General features: G+C 69.3%; 19 protein-coding genes and 1 CRISPR repeat array. Of the genes, 11 read left to right on the top strand and 8 right to left on the bottom strand.

Going from position 1 to position 24,142, the window contains the following annotated elements:
* The first annotated feature begins 4 nt into the window (after positions 1 to 4).
* Entirely contained in the window at positions 5 to 403 is a 399-nt protein-coding gene (locus OEB96_RS45715; RefSeq protein WP_266223320.1) for a hypothetical protein, read from the top strand.
* The gene (locus tag OEB96_RS45710) at positions 369 to 821 is read left to right on the top strand and encodes an HNH endonuclease (RefSeq protein ID WP_323137509.1); all 453 of its coding nucleotides are present in this window, start codon (positions 369 to 371) and stop codon (positions 819 to 821) included. Before OEB96_RS45715 ends, OEB96_RS45710 begins: the two co-directional genes overlap by 35 nt.
* Before the next feature lie 57 nt (positions 822 to 878).
* Here OEB96_RS45710 and OEB96_RS45705 read toward each other — a convergent pair whose 3' ends face one another.
* On the bottom strand, positions 879 to 2,591 hold the full coding sequence (locus OEB96_RS45705; protein WP_266223318.1) for a DUF2330 domain-containing protein: 1,713 nt from the start codon (positions 2,589 to 2,591) through the stop codon (positions 879 to 881).
* A gap of 139 nt (positions 2,592 to 2,730) precedes the next feature.
* Between OEB96_RS45705 and OEB96_RS45700 the strand changes: the two genes are divergently transcribed.
* Entirely contained in the window at positions 2,731 to 3,864 is a 1,134-nt protein-coding gene (locus tag OEB96_RS45700) for a hypothetical protein (RefSeq protein ID WP_266223317.1), read from the top strand.
* On the opposite strand, the gene OEB96_RS45695 is transcribed toward OEB96_RS45700, so the two are convergent.
* Positions 3,843 to 4,601, bottom strand: coding sequence for an RluA family pseudouridine synthase (locus OEB96_RS45695; RefSeq protein WP_266223316.1), 759 nt, complete (start codon positions 4,599 to 4,601; stop codon positions 3,843 to 3,845). The two genes, OEB96_RS45700 and OEB96_RS45695, sit on opposite strands and share 22 nt — an antisense overlap.
* Positions 4,602 to 4,750: 149 nt before the next feature.
* Between OEB96_RS45695 and OEB96_RS45690 the strand changes: the two genes are divergently transcribed.
* Complete coding sequence (locus OEB96_RS45690; RefSeq protein WP_266223315.1) at positions 4,751 to 5,482, top strand: esterase family protein; 732 nt, start codon at positions 4,751 to 4,753, stop codon at positions 5,480 to 5,482.
* Between the two features lie 36 nt (positions 5,483 to 5,518).
* On the opposite strand, the gene OEB96_RS45685 is transcribed toward OEB96_RS45690, so the two are convergent.
* The gene (locus OEB96_RS45685; RefSeq protein ID WP_266223314.1) at positions 5,519 to 7,639 is read right to left on the bottom strand and encodes a hypothetical protein; all 2,121 of its coding nucleotides are present in this window, start codon (positions 7,637 to 7,639) and stop codon (positions 5,519 to 5,521) included.
* Positions 7,640 to 7,766: 127 nt separating this feature from the next.
* Between OEB96_RS45685 and OEB96_RS45680 the strand changes: the two genes are divergently transcribed.
* Positions 7,767 to 8,831, top strand: a complete 1,065-nt coding sequence (locus OEB96_RS45680) for a divergent polysaccharide deacetylase family protein (RefSeq protein WP_266223313.1) — start codon at positions 7,767 to 7,769, stop codon at positions 8,829 to 8,831.
* Positions 8,832 to 8,867: 36 nt separating this feature from the next.
* Positions 8,868 to 10,094, top strand: coding sequence for an FHA domain-containing protein (locus OEB96_RS45675; RefSeq protein ID WP_266223312.1), 1,227 nt, complete (start codon positions 8,868 to 8,870; stop codon positions 10,092 to 10,094).
* Positions 10,095 to 10,333: 239 nt separating this feature from the next.
* Here OEB96_RS45675 and OEB96_RS45670 read toward each other — a convergent pair whose 3' ends face one another.
* Entirely contained in the window at positions 10,334 to 11,125 is a 792-nt protein-coding gene (locus OEB96_RS45670) for a hypothetical protein (protein WP_266223311.1), read from the bottom strand.
* 78 nt (positions 11,126 to 11,203) lie between these two features.
* On the opposite strand from OEB96_RS45670, the gene OEB96_RS45665 reads away from it, so the two are divergent.
* Genes OEB96_RS45665 through OEB96_RS45655 form a run of 3 tightly spaced genes read left to right on the top strand, consistent with a single transcriptional unit; the run spans position 11,204 to position 13,996 of the window.
* Positions 11,204 to 11,851: an RNA polymerase sigma factor gene (locus OEB96_RS45665; protein WP_266223310.1), complete on the top strand. Its 648-nt coding sequence runs from the start codon at positions 11,204 to 11,206 to the stop codon at positions 11,849 to 11,851.
* Between the two features lie 37 nt (positions 11,852 to 11,888).
* Complete coding sequence (locus OEB96_RS45660) at positions 11,889 to 13,304, top strand: serine/threonine-protein kinase (protein WP_266223309.1); 1,416 nt, start codon at positions 11,889 to 11,891, stop codon at positions 13,302 to 13,304.
* Entirely contained in the window at positions 13,301 to 13,996 is a 696-nt protein-coding gene (locus OEB96_RS45655) for a hypothetical protein (protein WP_266223308.1), read from the top strand. Before OEB96_RS45660 ends, OEB96_RS45655 begins: the two co-directional genes overlap by 4 nt.
* Before the next feature lie 5 nt (positions 13,997 to 14,001).
* Here OEB96_RS45655 and OEB96_RS45650 read toward each other — a convergent pair whose 3' ends face one another.
* Complete coding sequence (locus OEB96_RS45650) at positions 14,002 to 15,468, bottom strand: DUF1552 domain-containing protein (protein WP_266223307.1); 1,467 nt, start codon at positions 15,466 to 15,468, stop codon at positions 14,002 to 14,004.
* A 27-nt stretch (positions 15,469 to 15,495) separates the two neighbouring features.
* Positions 15,496 to 17,223: a DUF1592 domain-containing protein gene (locus tag OEB96_RS45645; RefSeq protein WP_266223306.1), complete on the bottom strand. Its 1,728-nt coding sequence runs from the start codon at positions 17,221 to 17,223 to the stop codon at positions 15,496 to 15,498.
* A 142-nt stretch (positions 17,224 to 17,365) separates the two neighbouring features.
* Between OEB96_RS45645 and OEB96_RS45640 the strand changes: the two genes are divergently transcribed.
* Entirely contained in the window at positions 17,366 to 18,160 is a 795-nt protein-coding gene (locus OEB96_RS45640; protein WP_266223305.1) for a C-type lectin domain-containing protein, read from the top strand.
* A 27-nt stretch (positions 18,161 to 18,187) separates the two neighbouring features.
* Here the strand turns inward: OEB96_RS45640 and OEB96_RS45635 are convergent, their stop codons facing one another.
* Positions 18,188 to 18,799 carry a hypothetical protein gene (locus OEB96_RS45635; protein WP_266223304.1) on the bottom strand — a complete coding sequence of 204 codons (612 nt, stop codon included), beginning with the start codon at positions 18,797 to 18,799 and terminating at the stop codon, positions 18,188 to 18,190.
* A gap of 189 nt (positions 18,800 to 18,988) precedes the next feature.
* Positions 18,989 to 19,610: direct repeats of the CRISPR family, unit length 36 nt; unit sequence GCTTCAATGGGGCCGCCTCGATCACGAGGCGGAAGG.
* Between the two features lie 409 nt (positions 19,611 to 20,019).
* Here OEB96_RS45635 and OEB96_RS45630 point away from each other — a divergent pair.
* Positions 20,020 to 20,763 carry a hypothetical protein gene (locus tag OEB96_RS45630; RefSeq protein WP_266223303.1) on the top strand — a complete coding sequence of 248 codons (744 nt, stop codon included), beginning with the start codon at positions 20,020 to 20,022 and terminating at the stop codon, positions 20,761 to 20,763.
* Positions 20,764 to 20,837: 74 nt separating this feature from the next.
* Here the strand turns inward: OEB96_RS45630 and OEB96_RS45625 are convergent, their stop codons facing one another.
* Entirely contained in the window at positions 20,838 to 23,912 is a 3,075-nt protein-coding gene (locus OEB96_RS45625) for a hypothetical protein (protein WP_266223302.1), read from the bottom strand.
* Positions 23,913 to 24,142: the final 230 nt, after the last annotated feature.

Here is a 24,142-nt window from a genome sequence, read left to right as displayed (position 1 = left end):
TACCGTGAGTCTCCCAGGTCCGCTCTACGAGCGTTTGGCGCAGCGCGCGATCAGGACGCACCGCACGGTCGAGGCGGAGCTCGTCGAGGCAGTGGCTTCCGTAGTCGAGGAGCCCGACGAGCTACCCGCCGATCTTGCCGAAGCCGTCGATGCGTTGCACTTGCTCGGTGACGAGGAGCTATGGCGGGCAGCCCGCCATGGCATTGCACCCGAGAAGGCCTCGACCATCGAGGAGCTCCACCTCAAGCGCCAGCGCGAAGGGCTCTCCGTCTCGGAGATCGAGGCGCTTGCCACGCTCATGAAGGAGCACACGCGAATCATGCTGGTTCGCTCGCGCGCGGCCGCGCTGCTCAAGCAACGCGGGCACGATGTCTCGGGGCTGTGCGACGAGGATGAGCCGTAGCTACATCCCAAAGTCACTCCGCGAGCAGGTATCCACGGATGCACGCCGTCGATGTGGATACTGCCTCACGTCGGCGCGCATCGTTGGTGCGCCCATGGAGATCGATCACATCGTTCCCGAGTCGCTGGGCGGACCGACCACCAGGGAGAACCTCTGGCTTGCGTGCTCGATGTGCAATGATCACAAGGGCAGCCGGATCGCCGCTGCCGACCCCATTACGGGAACCGTGGTGCGCCTCTTCGACCCGCGACGACAACGCTGGACGGAGCACTTCGAATGGAGCGTGGAGGGAGACGCGATCCTGGGCAAGACGGCGATCGGTCGGGCGACAGTCGGCGCGCTTCGTCTCAATCGCGTCGAACTCGTGGAAGCACGGCGGGGGTGGATCATTGCCGGGTGGCACCCGCCTGCAACCTAGCATTGCAGCCCCGCTGCCCGACGGAAGCCTCGATCCGCGCGTCGAGGCCAGCCCAGCCTAACGCCGGCGGCCGCGGGCCCGTACTCCCAGCAGCAACAACAGTCCCAGCCACCCCGCGCCGCGAGCCTTGCGGGAGTCCACCCGGCACTCGCAGCCGCCGTTGCGTGGGCCGTGGAGCTCGTTCCACTCGTCGAGCCGGGTCTCGCTGTCGTCGAAGCTCAGCAGCTCCATCGGGGCCACCCCGGGCATCGAGAACTCGTCGATGCGACCGGCGGCGCTCATCTCGGGAAACTCGGGCGGCTGGTCCTGGTCGTCGAGGTAGATCGTCAGCCCACCGTCCAGGTCGATGCGATCGTTGTCCTCGCAGTGGAACACCCGAGTGGCGCTCCACTGGTTGCTGACGGTGGGCAGGTCGTCGCGCTCGTGGAACAGCGGGTCGGTGGTCATCTCTCCCGGCGAGATCATGGTGTAGAGCCGGGTGAGGTAGCCGTTCCTCCCCAGCACGTCGAAGGCGTGCTGCGCGGGCTCGACGATCTGCTCCTCGAACGCCTCGGCGAAGCCGGCGCGATCCCAGGTGGACTCGTCGGCATCGAAGCAGCTGGGGCACTCGAAGAAGTCCTCGAGCGCCACGCCGTCGGGCGGCGGCATGTACGTGCCGACCAGCGGCATGATGAGCGAGTGCGTGGGCCCGCACTGAGAGTCGATCGGGTTGCCGAAGTCGTCGAGCACGTCGCCGCACGAGATGAACCCCTGAGCATTGAGCACGGTCTCGAGCGTGTCGTCGGTGACGTCGAGGAACGCGCTGCCGTCCCACGCGGGTGACTTCAGGCCCGCCCGGGTGATGATGGACGAGGGCCCCGCATACTCGGTCACGAACGCGCGACCGTTGGCGCCCTCCTCGTCGATCGCCTCGCCCACCAGCTCGTCGTAGTTGGCCCCGAGACCGAGCCAGTCGAGCTTGAGCGGGTTGATCTCCACGTGGCGGTAGTTGCTGGACACCACGCGCTGGTCGCCCAGGAAGAACGCGCGGACCTTCATGTCCTCGACCGCGGCGATCCGGGTGAGCCGGAGCGGGATGCACGGCTCGGTGCCCTGGTAGCGCAGCACCACGGGGTGGATGTGATCGACTCCCACGCCCGAGCGCAGCTTGAACGCCACGAACAAGAAGCCCTCGTCGAGGTAGGTCTGCAGCACCTCGGGAGCGTCGTCGTCGCGGGCGTAGCCGTTGTCGTCGAGCCACTGGCCCACGCCCTCGGCGGTGCCGCCCTGGAGCACCGCGTACTCGAACGCGCCCACCACCGCTCGTGCGGCCACATGGGGCTGGTTGGAGCCGTTGGGGGGCGCCTCGTCGATGAAGCCCTCGCCGTCGGAGAGGGCCAAGTCGACCGAGGAACAGCCGAAGCCGCTGGGGCGATCGTCGCTGCAGTCGCCCTCGAACGTGGTGTTGAGCGTGAACGTGGGGACCGTGCTCGCGAGCATGCGGTCGAACAGCTCCTGCGAGCCCACCGTGATCTCGGGCTCGGCCATGATCGGCACGATCCACGCGAACTGCTCGGGGTCGCCCTCGTACTCGATCTGCACGTGGGCCTCGACCCAGCCCTCGTCCATCACGAACAGGATGCTCTCGCCGCTCTGGTCGACGGGCATCGACTGCGGACCCGAGTCGCAGAAGGTCCCGCCGCATGCGTCGGCCGGACGGGGGGCGAGGGCCGCGAGGGCAGCCAGGGCGAGCGGGGCGGCGAGGAGGGAGCTGGCGCGGAACGAAGGCATGGCTACGGGTCGATAGTGCCGGGACCCGGGCGAACGATCATGGGGCTCGGAAATTTTCTCGGTCCCTTCACCCTGCGCCGACGGCGCGAGGGCGGAGTTGCCCTTTGACGGAGCCGGGTGGGGCTGCGACGCTGCCCCGGTGCGACGGTGCTCATGGGTGGTGGGTGCGTGGGCGGGACTCGTGGTGCTGGCCTGCGAGCGCGAGCCCCCGACCGAGGCCACGCCGGCGCCACGGGTCGAGGCCCAGCCCGAGGAGCGCGAGCCGGCCGACACCGACGCGGAGTCGCCACGGCGCCGACGCGCGTGGACCCCGTGGGGTCGTGCGGCCGAGGCCGAGGAAGAAGCCCGGCGCGCGATGGAGGAAGCGCAGGCCGAGGCGCAGCGCGAGATGGAGGAGCTCGAGCGCACGCTCGAGGAGAGACAGCGCGAAGCGGAACTGCTCGAGCGCGAGCTGACGGAGCGTCTCGCTCCTTCGCTGCCGGCCGAAGGCGGACCGCTGCCCGAAGGGCCGCTGGCCGCGTCGCGTCCCGAGCCAGAGGCGCGCGCGGTGCCGATCCCCCCGTTCGCCCACACCGTGCGCGCCGAGGCTCCCGTGCCGCGGCAGGGTCCCCGCCCGCGGCTGGAGCAGCGCTCGGCCAAGCGCAACGCGATCATCGACACCGACGCCTGGTTCTTCGCGCATGGGCTCTCGCTGCCAACCTGGGAGCTGCCGAGCGCGGGCGGGGCCTTGCCCCCGCAGATCCCCGAGAACTACCGGGGTCACTCGATCGTGGAGGCGATCCGCGGCGATGGTCACTCGATCGCGATCTACTCCGACCGTTTCGGTGTCGGGAGTCGGCAGGTGGTGGTGTTCGACGACGCCGGCGATTCCCTCGGTGCGCTCGATTTCTCGGCCTGGCCCCACCAACAGGAGGTGCACTGGGCCGGGCTGCACGAGGGCGTGCTCTTTGTGTGCACCTACCACATGACCTACGCCAGCAGCACCGGCGGGCTCAATGCGTTCATCACCGCGCTCGAGCTACGAAGCGGGGAGCTGTTGTGGCAGAGCGAGCCGCTGGTGTGCAACGTGCAGGACTTCCTGCTGCGCGACGGCTGGATCATCACCGGCTATGGCTTCACCGCCGAGCCCGATTTCTTGTTCGTACTCGACATGAAGACCGGCGAGGTGGTGGAGAAGCAGAAGATCAAGAGCGGGCCGGAGGTGATCTTGGAGAAGGGCGGGGAGCTCTACGTGCGGACCTACGACCACGACTACGTGTTCGGGGTGCGGTGAGGATCAGGGCGCTCATCGTCCCCAGGGCGGGTCATGGGCACCGCCCCAAAACCCACCTCGGGCTCCCGCTCGAAGCACCCGCCCGGCTCGTCGCCCACGGCCGGCACCACCACCCGCCACGCGTGCAGCATGAACCGTCCCACCCGGGCATGCTCCCCCGCGGGCGCCCCGTAGCGCTCGTCACCCACGATCGGACACCCAGCCTCGGAGAGGTGCACCCGCAGCTGATGCGTGCGCCCGGTCCTCGGCCGGCACTCGATCAGCGAGCGCCCTTCCCCCGGGCTCTCCCCGGGAACGCCCCCGGAACCTGGGTCGCGCCGCAGCACGCGATACTCCGTGATCGCCTTCTTGCCCCCCGCGCGCACCGATCCCCAACGCGTGTGCCGAGCCGACCGCTCCACCTGCCCGAGGAACGATTCCCACCGTCCCTGCTCGGGCTCGGGAGCGCCGTGCACCAGCGCGAGATAGACCTTGTGCACCGCCCGTGAGCTGAATGCCTCGCCCAGCGCGACCAGGGTCCTGCGATCGCGCGCCAGCAGCAGCACCCCGGAGGTGTCGAGATCCAGCCGATGCGGCACCTGCAAGAATGCGTCGGCCGGAAGCCCCAGCTCCGCCCGTAGAATCGACACCACGCTCGGTCGCGATGGATCCCGCGTGGGCTCGGTGGGCACTCCCGCGGGCTTGGCCACCACCAACAGCGACGACCCCTGGTAGAGGATGGGGACCGGCCCGGGCACGACTGCCCGCCAGAATAGCCGGTAAATCCTGGCAATTCGAACCCGCACGCAAGTCCACGGCCAACGCCCAGCGATCTCCCGTCCGATCGGTCTGGACACGCCCCGGCGTCCCTGTCACGGTTCCGCGCCCGATTCGGAGCCCGAACACCGTGAAGCTGTCCTCCCGCTGGTACTCCCCCCGCCTGAACACCGAGGTCCTCGTCTGCCGCTGGGGCCACTTTGGTCAGCCCGTGCTGCTGTTCCCCACCGCCGGTGGCGACGCCGAGGAGTGCGAGCGCTTCTTGATGATCAAGGTGTTGATGCCGCTGCTCGAGGCCGGCCGCATCAAGATCTACACCTGCGACAGCGTGGCCGGCCGCACGTGGACCGACGGCGAGAGCCCGGGCGCCCATCGAGCGCGGGTGCAGAACGCATTCGACTCGTTCGTGATCAAGGAGGTGGTACCGGCCATCCGTCAGGACTGCCGCTCGTCCGAGATCGAGATCATCACGGCGGGCGCGTCGATCGGTGCCTTCAACGCCTTCGCCGCGATCTGCCGCCACCCCGACGTGTTCAAGGCCGCCGTGTGCATGAGCGGCACCTACGATCTGTCGCGCTGGATGACCGGTCAGCACACGCTCGACTTCCACTACTCGTCGCCGCTGCACTTCCTGCCGCACATGGGCGAGGGGCTGCACCTCGAGAAGCTTCGCGAGCGCTTCGTGATCCTCGCGACCGGCGAGGGCCGCTGGGAGTCGCCCGGTGAGTCATGGCGAACGGCCCACGTGCTGGGCAGCCGTGGCGTGCCCAACCGCGTGGACCTGTGGGGCAAGGACCATGACCACGACTGGCCCACGTGGCGCGAGATGCTGCCCCAGTACCTCGACAAGCTCACCGCGTAGTCTCGCCGCGGGACCACGACGCGCTCGTCCCTCGGCTCAGCGCGACCGCGCCACCCTTGTAGCCTTGGGTGGTGCGAGCTTGGCGAGGACGGCTCGCTTGGCCTGACGCGCCTTCATGGCCTCGTCACGCAGCTCGGCCGCCTCGGCTCTGCGCACGTCGATCTCGGCTTCCTTGTCGAGCAGCTCGCGGGTGAGCGCGTTGCGGGCTCGGCTGCGCACACGCGCCTTGCCCAGCGCCGAGAGATCCTCGCGCAGGCGCGTCAGATCGCTCTCCAGCTCGGTCATCGCGGCTTCGTTGGCCTCCGCCGCACCGAGCAGCTCGACCCGTCGCCGGGCGTGCTCGAGCGCCGTGGCCAGCAGCTCGCGCTGCTCCTGCGGCAGTCCCGGCCGCTCGAGCAAGGCCCGCAGGGTCGCGGGGCCGAGCCTGCTGTGGGTGCGGTGCTCGATCGACTTGGCGACGAGCTCGTGATCGACCGCGGCCCCCGGCTCCACCAGGGTTGCCACCAGCGGCGTCTCGGTGGCCAGGTCGAAGTCGAGCTGCACGCCGGCGTCGCCGCGCAGCTCGGAGTGGCGCGGCACGTCGAGCGCGGCGTAGACCCGCCGCGCCCGCCCGCTGCGGTTCTCGAGGTGCAGCCGGATCTCCGACTCGAGCACGTAGCGCTCCTCGATCGCGCTCGTCTCCTCGTTCCAGCGCAGCCACATGACCTGCTCGCCCAGCGTCTCCCGCTCGCGGTCGAGCTCCACGTCGAGCTCGGACCCGTAGGCCACGAAGCGCCGCTCCTTGGGCTTGAGGCGATCGAGCACCGACTCGCCCACGAAGCCACCATCGGCGAAGAACGACACCACCCCCGGCGGCAGCGTCTGGCTGGTGGTGTTGACGATCCGCGCCGCGCTCAGGCCATCCCAGTCGTCGACCCCGAAGAACGTGATCGACTCGACCTCGATCGGCTGTTGAACGATCGGCAAGAGCGCCGAGTGATGCGCCCCCAGATCGATGGGGTCGGCCACCCGGTAGAGGAACAGCGCGCCGGACTCGGTGCCGTCGGCCTGGGCCAGCTCGGCCAGATCACCCAGCTCTCCGCCCGCCTCGCCTACGATGGTGCCCACCAGACCGCTGCCGATCGCGCCCTCGCCCCGACCGCCGCCGCCGCCACCATGGCCGACGAGGCCCAGCCCGCCCACGCCCCAGTACTCACCGTAGCCATCGCCCCACATCGAGTCGGCGGTTTGGTTGGCCAGCTGGGGCACGGTCGACAGATCCTCGGGCGGAGCCACCAGCTCGCGCGCGGCGTAGCGCGGGGCGGCCAGCGGGTGCAGGAACGAAGCCGGTCGCCCGTTGGCCAGCTCCACCGAGACCGCCCGCCAGTCCTCGTCGGAGTCGTTGTGCACCAGCGCCCACGCTTGTAGCTGCCCCTGATCGCCGCTCGATTCCATCACCACGCGGTAGGTGGTGCGCCACACTGGCGCCTCGGAGATGTAGCCCAGCCCCAGCCGCCCCGGGGCGCTCGTCTGCACCCGCAGCTCGGCCGTCTGCCGGGCGTTCTGATCCGAGAGCGCGGTGGCGGCCACGTCGAGCCGCGTGGCCGTGCCCTCGTCGAGCACGCGGATCGCCTCGACGCGGTCGGTGGTGACGCGTCGGACCGCATCGTCCTCGTCGAGCAGGATCAACACGTAGTGCGGCTCGCCCTGCAGCGCCTTCTGGCTCAGATCGTTCGGGGCGCGCGGCAGCGGCTTGGCTGGCTCCAAGAAGAACGGCCCCTCGAGATCGATGAAGCGCCCGCGGATCTTGCCCGCGTCGGTCTGCACCTGCACCCGCGAGCCCTTGAGGCTCACCAGCAGGTCGTCGTAGGCCAGCGGCTCCTCGCTGTCGGTCGGCAGCCCCGCCATCGCCCGGGCCATGCCCTCGCTGACCGAGCTGCCCCACTGCACTCCCTCGATTCGCACGCCGGTGGTGGCCTCGAGCACCACCAAGGACTTGAGCGCATCGTCGATGTGCGAAGAAGGCACGGGCAGCGCCAGCGACTCGCTCGCCCCCACGTTGCCGCGGCGCTCGAAGTAGCCGACCCCGGTCTCGTACAGCCGCACGCGCTGGAGCGGCAGGGTCGGAGGCGGCACGACGGCCAGGGTGGTGAGCAGGGCGAGCGTGGACACGGGCATGGCGGCTTTGGTTTCCAGCACGCCCCGACAGCGCTCCTCTCGGGAAGTTCCGGGCGCGATGGATCGTAGGGGGCTCGCGTTTGCCCATCGTTCGCCCTTCCGCGCGGCGGCCTGCTAGGCTGCGCGCGTGCGGGATCGTCCGCCCCGACCCCAGGCCGAGGGGCGCCCGCGAAGCTCCGCGGGGCGCCCTCCGTGGAGCTTGGTCGGCTGGCTCGCCCTGTGCGGCGCGCTGATGCTCGGTGCCCCGCCTCCGCCCGAGCCGCCGATGGTCACCGAGGAAGAGGCCGCGGTCATGCAGCGCACCACCGAGCTCGTCGTTCGCGACACCAAGCAGTGGCAGCGCGAGCATGGCGATCGCGTGCTGCCCTGGAGCGAGGCCAGCGGTCATCTCGCCATCGTCATCGACGACGTGGGTCGCGAGCTGCACCTGTTCGAGCAGCTGCTCGCGCTACGCTTCCCGCTCACGTTCAGCGTGCTGCCCGGCTCGATCTATGCATCGGGGGTCCAGCTGCGGCTGCGAGGCGACCGTCGTCGACCGCGCGAGATCATGCTGCACCTGCCCATGGAGCCGCTCGATCCGACCCAGATGCACCAAGGCGACGAAGCCCGCGAGGTCTTCCTGCTGCGCACCGACGATCCCGTAACCCTTCGGGCCAAGGTCGAGGACGCGCTGGCCGCAGTACCCGCTGCGGCCGGTGTCAACAACCACATGGGCTCGGCCCTCACCCCCGACGCGGCCGCGATGGGGGAGGTGATGGCCGTTCTCCACGATCGCACGCTGTTCTTCGTCGACTCGCGCACCATCGCGGCCACCGAGGCCGAGGCGGTCGCTCGCGCGCACGGGGTGCCCACCTCGTCTCGCGACGTCTTCCTCGACCACGACCCCTCGGCCGCTGCCATCGAGGCCGCGCTCGACGAAGCCGCCCGGCGCAGCCGGGAGGCTCCCGTGATTGCCATCGCCCACCCCTCCGCCGAGGTGGTGGAGGTCCTCACCCGGCGCCTTCCCGAGCTCCACGCAGAAGGTGTGAGCGTGTATCCTGTATCACGACTCCTGACCGCACGGAGCGCCCTGGTCGGAGGTACGGATCGCGCCTCCCAGAGCGAGGAATTCGAGGGTATGAACCCGAACGATCCGGCCCCAGGGCGGCCCAAGGGGGAATCGGCGTTCTCTCCTCCGCTCGGGCCGTCTTGACAGGTTTCGGCGCTGCTTCCTAACCTCGGGTTCTTGATGTCCCTCCGCCTGATTATCGAGGACGACGAGGGTTCCACGACCGTGGTGCCGCTTGCGAGCGACGCCATCACGATCGGCCGGCAGCAAGGCAACACGATCCAGCTCACCGAGAAGAACGTCTCTCGGCGACACGCCCGGCTGTTCCCCGAGTCCGATGGTTGGGTCATCGAAGACCTTGGCAGCTACAACGGCATCAAGGTCAACAACGATCGCATCGAGGGGCGCACCAAGCTCCGCGAGGGCGACGTCGTGGAGATCGGCGACTACCACCTCGCCATCACCGAGGACGTCGACAAGAGCCCGCTGAACTTCCGCACGGGCGGTGCCGCCAACGACGGCGCGACGATGGAGCCGATGTTGGTCAGCTCGAGCGCCGATCTGCCGCGGCTGTCGCCCGAGGAGATCGCCGCGCTGCAATCGGGGCAGCAGCCGATCACGCCGCCGCAGCGCATGGGCGGCATGGGGGTCGTCGACTCCGGCCCCATCCCGGCCGGCCACTACCATCCCGGCTACGCGGAGCCCGAGGGCAACAAGAAGACCGGCCTCTACGTGTTCCTCGCCATCGTGGTGCTGGGCGTGGTGGCGCTGGCGGTCTTCTGGGTGATCACGCAAAAGGGTGACGACACCGGCGGGGTTGCGGCTGGCGACAAGAAGGGCCAGTCGGGCGAGCCGGCCAAGGCGGTCACGCCTCCGCCCGATCCCACCGCCGACGGTGGTGGCACGCCCGCTGCGGACGACGGCGGCTCGCCCACCGCGGCCGAAGGCGGCACGCCCGTTCCGGCCGACGATGGAGCGGCCGATGCTGGTGACGACGTGGCCGTGGTCGACGACGGCGAGCCGGTCGAGGACGACGGCGCGGCCGACGACGGCTCGGTCGAGGTGATCGACGACTCGGCCGGAGAAGATCCGCGACCCAAGCAGCCGCGACCCAAGCAGCCCAAGCCCAAGCAGCCCAAGCAGCCCAGCGAGCCCAAGCCCACCGTGGACGCCGCGGCCGCGCTGCAAGAGGCCCGCGACAAGCAGTTCACCGATCCGTCCGCGGCCTACCGCCTGGCCAAGCAGTCGTACGGGGCCAAGCCCTCGAGCGACGCGCTGTGGGTGATGGGCCCCGCGGCCTGCCGGCTCAAGGACAAGAGCAAGGCGCAGTGGGTGCTCAAGCGCCTCAAGGGCGCGGACAAGACCAAGCTGCAGGACATCTGCGCGCAGAAGGGGCTCGAGATTTAGTTTTAGCCCCCCGCGGCCGCTGCGGGCTAGCGGTGCGCACAGCTTGCCCCCCAAAGGGGGGCGTTGGTGAGGCCGACCGGGGCGCTCTACTCTGCTCGCCCCGCGGCCGCTGCGGGCTAGCGGTGCGCACAGCTTGCCCCCCAAAGGGGGGCGTTGGTGAGGCCGCCCCGCGGCCGCGGCGGGCAGGCGGTGCGCACAGCTTGCCCCGCAAAGCTCTACTCTGTTTGCCCCGCGGACGTTCAGGCCGGGGCGATGATCTCGAAGGTGAACAGCTTGTGCATGAAGCCGTTGCAGGTCGCGCTGGCGCCTTCGTCGTTGCCGTCGATCTGGAGGCACAGGTCGTGCTTGAAGTTGATGAGCTGCCGAGCGGCTCGCTTGTAGAATCCGGTGCTCACGAACAGCCCCCCGGTGTTCCATGCGGCGGCATCCCCAATGCCCGTGATGATGTCGCAGAACACCTCTCCCTCGCCGTTCATCTTCAGGTAGATCCCGGTGCCGCCGGCACCGTCGACCTGCTCGAACTGTAGCTCGTCGGTGCCGTCACCATCGATGTCGGTGCGGTGGACCAGCCACGCGTACGAGTCGAGCTCGCTGGGGTTGCTCGTGCCGACGGTGCCGTCGCCGTCTGCGGCACACCCCAGGTAGCCTCGCCACCAGTTCTTGATCATGACGACGTCGCCATCCGCGATCGAGCCGGAGCCATGGACGCCCACGTACTCGTGCACCGTGGTGGCCGCGGTCACGGGGGCGTCCACGTCGGCCACGAGGTCCGTTGCGGCCGCGTGGGCGAGACCGGGAGCATCGGCAGCGTCCTCCAGCTCGGCCTGGGCCTCGAGATCGAACTCGCCTTCGGTGTCGCACGCGGTCCCAAGGAGCAAGGCAGCAGCGGTGAGACCGAGCGCAGCTCGGCGCACGGACGAACGGATGATGGATGAGTGCGTCATGTCGGTGTCTCCTTCGTGGCGCAGCAGCGCCTCCTCGTTGGACCGCCCTTCGGGCCGCCGCATCGTCTCGGTTGGGGGAGTACCCACGGACGCGTTATTCATTCACCGTTCGAAGACTCGGTCCTTGTGTTCACGCACGTGTGTGGCCATGGTAGCTTCGCGGTGGTGAACGGCCTCGGTGCCGCCTCGGACATCGAGCTCTTGCGGGCGTGGCGGGCGGGCGATGCCGCAGCCGCCAACGCGCTCACTCAGCGCCACTACACCAGCGTGCGGCGCTTCTTCGACCTCAAGGTCACCCACCTCGCCGAGGACCTCACCCAGCAGACGTTCCTGGCCGCGGTCGAGGGCGTGGAGCGCTATCGCGCCGAGGCCGGCTTTCGTGCCTACCTGTTCGGGATTGCCCGGCTCCAGCTGCTCCGGGTGCTGCGCAAGCAAGGGCGCCACGAGCACGCGATGCGCTTCGCGGGCGCCGAGACCCCGGGGGTGGCAACCTCGCTGAGCGTGGTCGCGGCCCGCCGCGAGGAGCACAAGGTGCTGTTGATGGCGCTCACCCAGCTGCCCACCGATCTGCAGATCGTGGTGGAGCTGTTCTACTGGGAAGGCATGCCCACGGCGGAGATCGGCGCAGTGCTGGAGACCAACCCCAGCACGATCACCAGCCGGCTCGCCCGAGCGCGCGAGCAGGTGCACCAGCTGGTGCTGGAGATGACGCGGCCGGGGCGACTGCGCGAGTCGCTGATGGCCGACCTCGACGGCTGGCAGCGCTCGCTGGGACCGTTGACCGCCAACGCCAACGCCAACGCACGACGCTAGCTTGCAGTCGCCGTGGCCTGCTGGCTATGGTGGGACCGTGGGGGACGACGCCAACGGCCGGAGCGCGCGCGGCCTGCCGTTCGGCACCCGCATGGGGCGTTACTCGCTGATCCGGCGGCTCGCAGTCGGGGGCATGGCCGAGCTCTACATCGCCCGGCAAGCGGGCATCGAGGGCTTCGAGAAGATCGTGGCGCTCAAGCGCGTGCTGCCGCACCTGGCCGAGGACGCGCAGTTCGTGCAGATGTTCCTGGCCGAGGCCCGCATCGCGGCCACGCTCGATCACCCCAACATCGTGCACGTCACCGACATCGGAGAGGAAGACGGCGAGTACTTCTTCGCGATGGAGTACGTGCACGGGGCCAACCTGCTCGAGGTGCTGCGGCGCAACGACGTGCTGCCGCTGCCGCGCGCCTGTGCGCTCACGATCGTGACGGGAGTGGCCGCGGCGCTGCACTACGCCCACGATCAGCTCGGCCCCGACGGTCGCCCGCTCGGCCTGGTGCATCGCGACGTGTCGCCCTCCAACGTGATGATCTCGTACACGGGGGCCGTCAAGCTCACCGACTTCGGCATCGTGCGAGCGGCGGGACGCACGTCGGTGACGGCCGAGGGGCAGACCAAGGGCAAGGCGGGCTACATGTCGCCCGAGCAGTGCTTCGGCGAGCGGATCGACCGCCGCAGCGACGTGTTCGCGCTCGGCATCCTGCTGTACGAGGCCACCACCGGGGTGCGGGCGTTCTACGCTCCCAACGAGTTCGCGATGATGGGTCGGACCGCGCGTGTCGACTACGTGCCGCCCCAGGACATCGACCCGAGCTACCCGCCTGCGCTGGCGCGCATCGTGGCGCGGGCGCTGGCCAAGGAGCCCGACGAGCGCTACCCCACCGCCGAGGCGATGCACGTGGAGCTCGAGGCGGTGGCCCAGGCCGAGGGCCTGCGACTCTCTGCCGTGGAGCTGTCGCGGCACATGAAGGAGCTGTTCGGCGCGCCCGCCCACCCGCACACCGACCTCGGCACGCTGCCCGAACCCACGGCCACGGCCATGCCCGCGCCTTCGCCTCCGCGCGTGCTCCTGCCGTGGGTGCTCGCGGGAGCCGGGCTGGCCGCGACGGTGGCGGTGACGATCGCGCTGTGGCCTCGACTCGACTCTGCGGCAGACGAGCCCGCCGTGCGCGAGCCCATGACGACGCGCTCCGTGGAGACGAGGCCGACCTCGTTGGCGCCCGCGGGCTCGGCTCACGCCGAGCCTACGTCTGATCCCACCCCCGGGACCGAGCCCACGCCCCCCGAGGCCGTGCCGGCCCAGCCCGCCGAAGCGGCGACGGAGCCCGCGAGCCCCACCGAGCCCGTGCGGTCGACCAAGCGCAAGAAGCGACGCCCCCGCAAGCCCAAGACCACCTCGTCGTCGACCATCGATCGCAACGCCCTCTATCCGCCGGGGTCGCAGCCATGAGCCCCGCGGGTCTGCTCGCCGTGCTTCTGCTTGCCGCGACCGCGCCGCGCAGTGCCGCGCAGCGGGCCGAGGACGCGTTCGCGGCGGGAGACTACGATCAGGCCGCCACAGCCGCAGCCGAGGCCTACGCCGCCGAGGGTGATCCCAAGTACCTCTACGCCCAGGCCCAGGCCGAGCGCTTCGGTGGGCGCTGCGAGCTGGCCATCGAGCACTACCGCGAGTTCATCGCCGCGGTTCCCTCGAGTGCCGCCACGCTCGCGGCGCAGGACAACATCGCCGAGTGCGAGACGCTATTGGAGCGAGCCAAGCCTGCGCCCGAACCCGAGCCCGAGCCCACTCCTCCTCCAGCCACCGAGGCCACCGACGAGCCCGAGCCTCGGGCCCGGTGGGCCCGCGATCCGCTGGGCGGCGCGCTCGTGGGCACCGGAGCGGCGGTCCTGGCCATCGGCGGCGGACTCTACGGCCAAGCCCACCTCGACGAGCGCGCGGCCCGGCAGGCCCATGACGTCGCGACCTATGGCGATCACATCGACCGGGCGTACGCGCTCAGCCGCGTGGGTCTGTCCTTGATGATCGCGGGCGGTACGCTGGTGGTGGGCGGAGCGGTTCGCTGGGCGGTGGTCGCCCGTCGCGTGCGTACCGACCGGGTCGCCCTGCGCCCGGGCTCGGGCGGCCTCGTCCTGCGCTTCTGAGTTGCTTACCCGAGAAGCCCCGGCAGCGGCCCCTGGTGCTGCGCCGCATCGTTGCCGAAGTGCCCGTCGCTCTCGCCGAATGCCTGCAGGATCGACGTATAGAGGTTGTGGATCGACTCGTCGCTCGTGTACTGCAAGGTCTGCGGGTTCCCCTGCGCGTGCTGGTTGTACGTGATGAACCGCCCCGTCGGCAGCACCCCGCCTGCTCCGCCCGCCAGCAGCACGGGCAGGTTCCACGCGCTGTGCCGCGACCCGTTGCTGAACTCGCTGGTGCACAAGAGCAGGCTGTTGTCGAGCACCGTTGCGTCGCCCTCCATGAAATCGGGGTCGTCCAACCCCTCGAGCAGCCGTGCGATCAGGCTCATGCGCCAGCGTCGGTTCTCGAGCGTGTAGGCCATCCAGTCGTCGTAGAGGGCCGACAGCGGCCCGGTCGGCCCGATGTCGCGGGCCTGGTGGTGCAGCGCGTGACCGATCGCGAAGTCGAGCCCCAGGTTGCCCTCGAGCGCCCCCGCGCTGGTCCACGGCGTGAGGATGTCGGCGATCTCCAGGTTGGCCACGTTGGTCAGCCCACAGCGGATCGCGGCCACGATGATGTCGGCCATCAGCGGCCCCACCACGTCTCCGGGACCGCCGTCGGCCTCGATGCCCTGCGGCGGGTTGCAGATCACCGGATCCTGCAGCTGCTGCTCGAGCGCCGCGAGGTGATCGAGATGCGCCTCGATCACATGGCGGTCGCGCGCGCTCACGCGTCCGTGGAAGCTGCCGTAGCCCTCCATCAACCCGTCGAGCACCGAGCCGCGCTTGGTGTTGCGCAGCACGATCTCGGGGTCGGGCTGCCCCCCGCTCACGCCGTCGAAGATCGCGTTGAACGCCGCCTTGGGGCTGCTCTCGCCCGAGACCGCCTGCTGCGACCCCGAGAAGTACGGCGTGCCGTACTGGTGCCCGGCCACCTTGAGATGGATCGCGTCGAACGGCACCGGCTGTCGCGCCGCCAGCCGCTGCGCCAGCACGTGATCGATGCTGGGCCCCTGCGCCAGCGAGGCGCCTCCGGTCTCCGTCACCGACTGGGCCGTGAGCACCGAGCCGTTGGAGATCCCGTGCGCGCCCAGGCCATACTGGTCCTGGCTGATCGCCGACTTGTTGTCGATGCCCTCGATCACCACGAGCTTGTCGCGCCAGGCCTCGAGCGGCTGGTGGATCGGTCCCAGCACCAGCGCCTCGCTGCTCGGGTCGGCGGGCCGCCACAGGTCCTCCCCGTGTTGCGCCCCGGTCCCGTCGTAGCGGGTGGTCTTGTTCATGTTGGAGATCGTCCCGCCGTGGGTGAACACGGTGAGGAACCGCAGCGCGGACTCGCCGTCGGCCGCCCACGCGTGGCCATGGGTGTACTCGAGCAGCGGCAGCGCGAGCGCGGCTCCACCTGCGCCCCGCAAGAAGGCTCGACGTCCCGAGTGCTTGAGAGATGACTTGAGCATGGTCGTGGTCTCCTCGTAGTTGGCGGCCTACTCGCCCTCGGCCAGGTTCACGTGGCGGAAGCCGTCGCTGAGCACGATGGCGGTGACCAGCTCGCGCATGTCGCCGCTGGCCGTGAACGCATCGACCACGCGATCCCTCGCGCACTCGTCGAGCGCTCCGAGCTCGCCGCCGAGCGCCTCCTCGAGCCAGCGCTCGGCGAAGCAGGCCCGCACCTGCGCGCTGCCGGCCAGGGTCTGGCTCAGCTCCACCGCACCGTGCACGGGTCCGTCGACGTCGCTGCCCTGCAGCAGCCCGCTGGCGTCCACGGGCAGGCCGCTGACGAGCTCCTCGTCTTGCCAGCGGCCGATCGCGTCGTAGTGCTCGAACGCGTAGCCCACCGGGTTGATCACGCTGTGGCAGCCGCGACACGCCGCCTCGCCCGTGCGGGCCTCGGTGGCCTCGCGCACGGTCAACACCTCGCTGCCCCCGGGCTGCTCGCCGCCGTCGATCGGGGTGTCGTCGACATCGGGGGGCGGGTCGCCGAGCGGAAAGCACAGGACCTCCTCGAGCGTGAACGTGCCCCGGCGGATCGGCGACTGCGCTGCGGTGTTCGAGAACACCGAGAGGAACGCAGCGCGGGTGAGCACCCCGGCCCGCTGCGTGGCGGGCAGCTCCACCCACGCCCACTCGTCCTCGCCAGCGGACCCGCCCTCCACGCCATAGAGCGCCGCGAGCGGCCCGTTGACGTAGGCCCGGGTGCTGGTCATCAGGCGCTCGAAGCTGGCGTCGCCCTGCAGCACGTCGTCGACGAACGCCTCGAGCTCGATCCGCATCGCCTCCTGCAGCGCGGGGCCGTACTCGGGGTAGAGGTCGGCCCGCTTGTCGGCCTCCTCGAGCGAGAAGTGCAGCATGCCGCCGTCGAGCTGCATCCAGCTCCACAACAGGCGCGCGAGCCTACCGCGGGCGCGCGGGTCCTCGAGCATTCGCTCGGTCTGCGCGCGCAGGCCCTCGTCGGTGTGGAGCTCGCCTGCGTCGGCCGTCTGCCGCAGCGCGTCGTCGGGCATCGTGTCCCACAGGAAGTAGCTCAGGCGGCTGGCCAGCTCGTGATCGGTGAGGCGACGCAGCGTCTGCGGAGCATCGACGACCGCGGTGCCCTCCTCACCCAGGTAGAGCAGCGCGGGCGCCTGCAGCACGGTGGCGGCGAGCACCTCCATCGAGTCGGTGAAGCCGAGCTCGGCGCGAGCATCGAGGTACACGCCCTCGAGCCACTGCTGCTCCTCGTCGACCAGCGGCCGCCGGAACGCCCGTGGTGCGAGCGAGGCGATGAGCGCCTCGGCGCACGCATCGTCGGAGGGCCCCTCGATGTCGCAAGGGAACACGGGGTTGGTCCACTCCGCCCGGCGACCGAGCGCCAGCTCGGCCCCGTCACGCAGCTGTCGCACCGCGCGCTCCGTGATGAGCGGCTCGGTGGCGTCGTACTCGGCGACGAACCCGGGGTCCCCCAGGAGATCGCGCATGGTGTTCTGGTACTGCGCCGGGCTCAGACGCCGCAGCGGTCGGGGTGCGGCCATCGGCGCCCCGCCATCGCAGCCCGCGGGCTCGCCCGAGTCGTCGCCCCCATCGTGGGAATCGCCGTGGGGGCCTGCCGTCTCGCCGTCGTCGTCCGCCCCTGCGAAGCTCGACAGCCCGTCGTAGCAGCCCGTCGTCAGCAGCGCGGCCATGGCGAGCACCCCGGCCCCCCTCAGCGGCGCGCGCTCGCGCCCGTTCGTCTCCATCCGTCTCACACCCGCCAAGTCGCCGCAGCCCGGCGCTCGTCCACGGAATTCTCGTGCTCGTTTCGCGAGGTCCGTTACGGCGGCCACGAGCGGTGAATGCTGGCGCCGCCGGGCGAGGCCTGCTACCAACGGGCTGGCTGCGATGGGTCGCGTCTTGCTCGTGTGCGCCCTTGGAGTGCTCTCGGCGTGCATCGATCGCGCGCCGTTCGCCTGCGAGGAAGACGTGCAGTGTCAGTCGCCCGAGCGCGACGGCCGCTGCGTCGCCCCCGGCTACTGCGCGCACCCCGACGAGCGCTGCCCCTCCGGCCTGCGCTTCGGTCGCTTCGCCGCGCCTGCGCTGGTGGGTCAGTGCATCGAGGTGGAGGACGAGAGCACGGGTGCTTCGAGCACGGGCTCTTCGAGCACGAGCGGAGGCTCGAGCTCGAGCGACGGCGGGAGCACGACCGGCACCACCGCCGGCTCGAGCTCTTCGGGCGATCCGCTGCCAACGGAAGAGTGCGACGGCATCGACAACGACGGTGACGGCTTGATCGACGAGTGGTCGCCGCTCAACGAGGAGTGCAGCGGCTGCACGCTCCTCCAGCGCCAGGGGTACGCCTACTGGGTGTGCGGTGGCGGTCGCTGGACCGATCTGCAGCCACAGTGCTCGAGCTTTGGGGCCAACCTCGCCAGCATTCACGACGCCGAGGAGAACCTGTTCCTCGCGCTGATGGTCCCCGGCGGCGCCACCTGGATCGGGCTCAACGACATCGGCAACGAGACCGTGTTCACCTGGGTCGATGGCTCGCCGGTCGGCTACACCAACTGGACCAACGGCGTACCACCTGGCGAGAATCTCGGCTCCAATTGCGTGGGCATCAACACCCAGGGCGAGTGGTCCGCATTCAACTGCACCAACAGCCGCCCGGGTTTCTGCAAGGCCCCACACCCCGACTGAACCGGCTGGGCTCGGCTTTTCGCTCGTTCACGGCGTTGGTGGCTCGACGACCAGGCTGATGCGGAACACGAACGTGCGATCACGGACGGGGCCGGGATCGACCTTGACCTTGCCCAGGTAGCCCGCGATGTCGATCGCGGCGGCGATCGATGACGCGGTGGCGAGGCGAATGGCCTCGGAGCGTGCAACGACGGGCGGCATCTCGCGCAGCACGATCTCGGTGATGCCACGGGCATCGTCCCGGGCGACCTCGAGGATGCCGCAGTCGCGAATCACGAGGTTCCATCCGCGGGGGAACGCGCGCACCAGCGCGGCGCGGCCGAACACGCGGGCACCGGCCACCGCGACCGTCTTCAGCAGGCGCGAGTGCAGGATCCTGCGCGCAGTCTCCCGGTAGTATGCGACGTAGCGCGGCTTGCCGAGGCCCCAGTAGAGAGCATCGAGCACGTGGATGTGGGTCTCGATGTCGAGCCACTCGAGGGGGTCGAGCCTCCGGATGTAGGCGAGCCGGGCGGGCTCGAGGCGTGGGCGCACGCAGGAGAGCTCGACGTCGCTGAGCCGGACATCGAGACCCTCGAGCAGCATCTGCGTCCACCGGGCCCGAATCGCAGGCTTCGCATCCACCGAGGTGGTCGTCATGGGGGCGGAGGGGATCGAGATTATCATGGACGCTACGGGTATCGAGCCCTCACGGCGTGCTCAGTTGCTCCGCTTGCGCGAGCGACGGCACGAAGGCGTGGAACAACGGGGTCGTTTCGTGGCGCTCGGATCGATGATGACCGGCATGCGCGTCGACTGACGATGGCCCGTCGCATACATCGCTCTGCGGTTTCAATGGGGCCGCCTCGCTCACGAGGCGGAAGGTACTGGGTGAGCCCACCCGGCCCGAAGTGTGTTTGCACGCTTCAATGGGGCCGCCTCGAGCTCGAGGCGGAAGGGGTGGAAGGACGAACTCACCAAGGCCACGCAGGAGTTGCTTCAATGGGGCCGCCTCGAGCACGAGGCGGAAGGATCGAGCTCGCGCCGTCGCCCGTGGCGGGGACGTGGCTTCAATGGGGCCGCCTCGAGCACGAGGCGGAAGGCTGAATCGTGTCAGAGCGTTCGTGCAGCGCCAGGCTGCTTCAATGGGGCCGCCTCGATCACGAGGCGGAAGGACGCCAACGGCGCAGCTGGAGCCGCCGCTGTTCTCGGGCTTCAATGGGGCCGCCTCGATCACGAGGCGGAAGGGAGGGTGCGCAGGCTATTCGCGAGCTGGCTCGTTGATGCTTCAATGGGGCCGCCTCGATCACGAGGCGGAAGGCGAAGTCCCATCCGTGTTGGATGTGACGAGGTACATCTCGGGGCTTCAATGGGGCCGCCTCGATCACGAGGCGGAAGGAGGCACCCGTCGACTTCCGTGCGGTGCGCCGGTGGGGCTTCAATGGGGCCGCCTCGATCACGAGGCGGAAGGCTGAGCCGAATTTCCGCTCCATCAGCGAATTTTCTCGCTCCGACCACCCCCGCCCCACCTCGCGCACCCCTGCCCCCACCTCGCCGACCCGCCGCCCCCACCTCGCCGACCCACCGCCCCCACCTCGCCGACCCACCGCCCCCACCTTCGCCACCTGGCGCCCCCACCTCGACCACCTGGCGCCCCCACCTCGCACCCCGCTTGCCCCCGCGGGGCCCTCGCTCACCGACCGGGGGGCGCCCATCTCCGGACCACCGCCCCTCCCCCGTCCCCGAACGGTCCACTTCCACCAACTCGATGTGCTCCATTGGTGACACCCACCCACTCGATTTCACCCAACCACCAAAACCACTGGCGCATCATCTCTGGTCCCCTACGTTGACTCTCGCTAACAAGGAGGAGGCCCCCAATGGCCAAGAAGAGGATCGGTGACAAGGCCGAGCGCGTGTTGAAGCTGCTGCTCGGACTCCGCAACAAGAAGATCGCGTCTGCGCTCGCATCTCGAGGGTTCGGCAAGGAAGACCTCGAGGAAGGACTCTCTCTGCTGCGAGGCGTCACCGACGTATCGCTCGCAGTCCTTCCCCCACGATCGCCCAACCCGGCCGTCATCGAGCAGCTCGATCGCTGGGAGAACGAGTGGTTCCCCGTCGCCAACGCGACGCTCTTGCGCCACTACCCCGAGATCCACGCTCGCGTGTTCCTCAACCTCTCGCAGACCGCTGGCGCGGCGGTGGTGATCTCGGTGGGCACCTTCGTCGAGCGCGTCGCCGAGCTCACCCGGGCCGAAGGTGGCCACGGCCAGGCCGGCAAGGACGCCCGCAAGCTCCTCCAACGCCGCGGTCTCACGCCTGCGGTGATCGCCGAGGCCAAGGAGCTGCTCGAGCAAGTCAGCTCCATCGAGGACGAGCCCGCGGAGCTCCCCGACCTCGAAGAGGAAAACGCCCGCCTCGCCGAAGCCGAGGATGCCATGTGGGCCTGGTACCTCGAGTGGTCGGAGATCGCCCGCTCCGCGATCAAGGACCGCAACCTGCTCCGCCGCCTCGGGTTCCTGAACTCGAGCCGTCGTGCCCCGTCCACCATCACCGACGAGGACGACGAGGACGACGAAGCCGAGGACGCCGCCGAGCCGACTCCCACCTCGAACGCCGCATAGCCCCATCGCTTCCACCGACGAGCGCCCGCCCGGCCCCAGGCCGCGCGGGCGCTCGCAAGTATAGTGAGTAGAGATCATTCACATGCGACGGTCCTGGTAACCGTGGTGGTCGCCCCTCGTGCGTCGCGGGCGACCACCCTCAGCTCGTGGTCCCTGGTCACCGCGAGGGTGGTGACTTCCGGGTGCACGAGGACGTCGTCGACGTACCAGCGCAGGTGATCGAGGTCGCCATCCGGGTCGACCACGCTCGAGATCAACGGGAGCACCGTCGGGCACGGGACCGAAGTAGGGGTGGTGATCGCGGCGATGGGCGGCTCGCCGAGCACCGACTTCGTGGCGAGCTCGAAGCGGATCGTTAGCGGGAGCACGTCGTCGCCGCACGGGATGGGGACGGTCATGTCGATGGTGGCGGCGAACAGGCCAGCGTGGCCCGCGGTGAGCGTGACGAGATCCTCGTTGACCCCGCGGACGGTGTACGGGACGCCATCGACGGTGAGATCGGCCTGCAGCAGCAGTGCGCCCGCCGGGAATGCCTTGGTGTAGGACTTCGCATCGGCGATGCCCATCGCGGGCTGTAGCAGATGGATGTCGAGGTCGCCGGCGTCCAGCGACAGCGGAGAGCCGTCCGGGCACGTGTGGGCGATCGTTGCCGGGTTCGTGCTCGTGAGGAACAGCGAGCCCAGGTAGAACGGGCAGGTGGTGCCGGTCTCGCCCTCGGGGCATACGGAGTAGCCGAGCTCGCCGCTCAGGTTCATCGAGGTGATCGCATTGGGCGTGATGAACTCGACCCGGCTCCCGTCTTCGCCTCCGCCGAGCTCGAGCAGGTGCTCCTCGCCACGGTGCAGAGGTTGGCGCGCTTCGGTGGTGCGCTTGGCCCTTGCCGCGCAGACTGCTTCGTCGAAGACCTTGCAGCAGTCGCCTTCGAGATCGCATGCGAGCGCTTGGCCGGGGAAGATGCCGTGGCCGTCGGCCAGCGAGTCGGGGATCTGCTGGGTTGGACCGATGGCCGAAGTGAGGCGTAGGGATGGGGTCGCGAAGGTGCCCGGTGCGGTGCAGTTCGCATGCACGTCGTGATCGTCCGACCACTCGATCTCGCATGCTGCGATACAGGCCTGCGTGATGAGATCGAGCTCTTCGACGGTCGGGTGCTTCGGGTCGAGCACCCAGCCCTTGGGTGCGTGGACGACCCAGCCCTCGAAGAAATCACCGGGAGGGCCGTGGACGGTGGGCACCGCGACGGGGGAAATGATGGTCGAGCCGCAAGTCCCTTTGTCGGGCTCGACCAGACACGACTTCTCGACAGGAGCGAGCCCGGCCGTCGCGGGGCAGTTCCACGCCGTGTCCTGGTAGCCAGGCGCAACGAGTCCCATACTCGAGGGATCCCGGGTGAATTCGATCGTGTCGACCAGTACGTGCTGCACCTGATCCGACGAGAACCGCAGCCGGATGGCACCGAGATCCTCGATGGCGATCGGCGCGAAGCGGGTCAACGGAATGCGGATCGTCTGCATGAAGTGGTGCGCACGACAGTTGGTGTTTCCCTGGTAGGTCGTCAGCTCGTCGTGTGGCTCGAGGATCGGCTCGGTGACCACCGTGCTCGCCTGCGCCACGCCGCTCTGGTCCACGAGATCGATCTCGAACGAGAGCGCGGCATGTTCGGACTTGCACTCCTCCGGGTCGAGGTTCTCGTAGAGGCGGCCCGCTCGCAGGCTCAGGTGCGTGAAGCCGCCGATACCCGCAAGCGGTGCGCCGTCGTCCTCGAGCGACCACTCGATGATGAGCTCATCCATGGGGTTGCCGCCGTAGTCGACGCGCAGCGCCGCGGTGTCGTGCGAGAAGTAGCTGCTGTCCGAGAGGTCATCGTAGAGCGCAGGACTAGTGTTGGTGCACGCGTTGCCCCCCGAGCCGGACACGGTCACCGCTCCACCGAGGGTCGAGGCTCCCAGGTTGGGGCCGCACCCGAAGATCGGGCGATGGAGGTTGTCGATCATGAACCGGTCCGCACCTGGCGGCGCATGGCCTTGCGTGTAGTCGATGAACGTCAGAGGTCGCTGCTGCACGACGTCATGGAAGTCGACGAGGTGGCCCTGCCAGTCGACGCCCGTCAGTGCGCAGTGGAATCCATCTGCAGGGTTGCCACCCTCGGGAGGCAGATCGGCGGAGCGGAGGATCTCCTCCCGCGCGGTGGCGTCCTGGAAGATCGTCCATGCTGCGAACCTCCCCACGAAGAACGGGCCGAGGACGTCGCCGAGCGCCCGTCCATAGTGCGAGCCGACTGTCCGGACCACACCACCCCAGTCGGTGTGGGTGACGCCGAACACGTTGGCCAGCACCGCGTCGTTCTCCGCTGCGGCCGCGGGATCCTGGGGAGAGCTGAACGCGTCGTCGGAGAGGCGGTTGTCGTACGCAGCGACTTGATCCCCGAGCGTGTCGTCGTCGATCGATCCGAGCAGGCCGAGGAACGGCGGGGAGCTCACGTCCGTGATGGGCCCGACGTCGGTGGGGTCTCCGGCGCCAACCATGGTGCCGTCGCCGTATCGCTGCGCGATCGCGGCATGGCTGCACAGCTCGTACTCACCGATCGTCGTCGACAACGACGTCGCGTAGGAGTCGAGCGACGCGGGCAGCAGGTACGCGCCCGAGCCGCTGCGACTGTGGCCGACCACGAACGTGCTGTGCGCGAGCCGTGGAGGATCGTCGTCGACGCCTGACCAGGGATTGGTCGCATTGGGATCCCGCGCCCAGTGCATCGCGCACGCCAGGGCCTTCTCTCGCTTCTCGGAGCTCCAGTTCGAGTTCGGAGGAGGCTGAATGCTGAACACCACCATGCCCCGTCGAGCCAGATCCTCGGCGAGTGTGTCATAGAAGTGCTGACCAGGAGACAGCGGCGGCATCGCCTCCGGAAAGACGGAATTCAAGCCATTCCCAGGTCCCAGGAACGCACTGGGGAACCCGATGTCGCTCGGAGGCCACGTGTCGGGCGGGTTGTCGTTGGTATTCTGCGGGTTGCACTCATCGGGCGGGGCGCCGACCAGTGGTGCGGGGTGGTGGACGACGATGTCGAAGTCGTCGATACCGCCGGCCCCGTTGAGCTTGGTTCCAGGACCGGCCTGCCACAGCACGCCTTCGGGCCCGCAGTCGAACTTCACCGCGATTGGATACGGCATCCCCTCGAAATGAGCGTCATAGACACCATACATTCCGGCCATATGGCACGGTACTTCGGCCTGCGGATACCCGCCTGTCTCGTCAGCCCCCGCGGTCTCATCCAGCTGACCGGAATCGTCAGGACTACTCGTAGAATCACTTCCGTCGGCCACGGAGGTCGAGAAATTGCCTGGTGCATCGAGATCGCCACCACCGCACGCGAGCATCATTC

Origin of the sequence: Paraliomyxa miuraensis (assembly GCF_026337845.1) — a bacterium.
Lineage (GTDB): Bacteria > Myxococcota_A > Polyangia > Nannocystales > Nannocystaceae > Paraliomyxa > Paraliomyxa miuraensis.
This window is presented reverse-complemented; position numbering and strand designations above follow the sequence as displayed.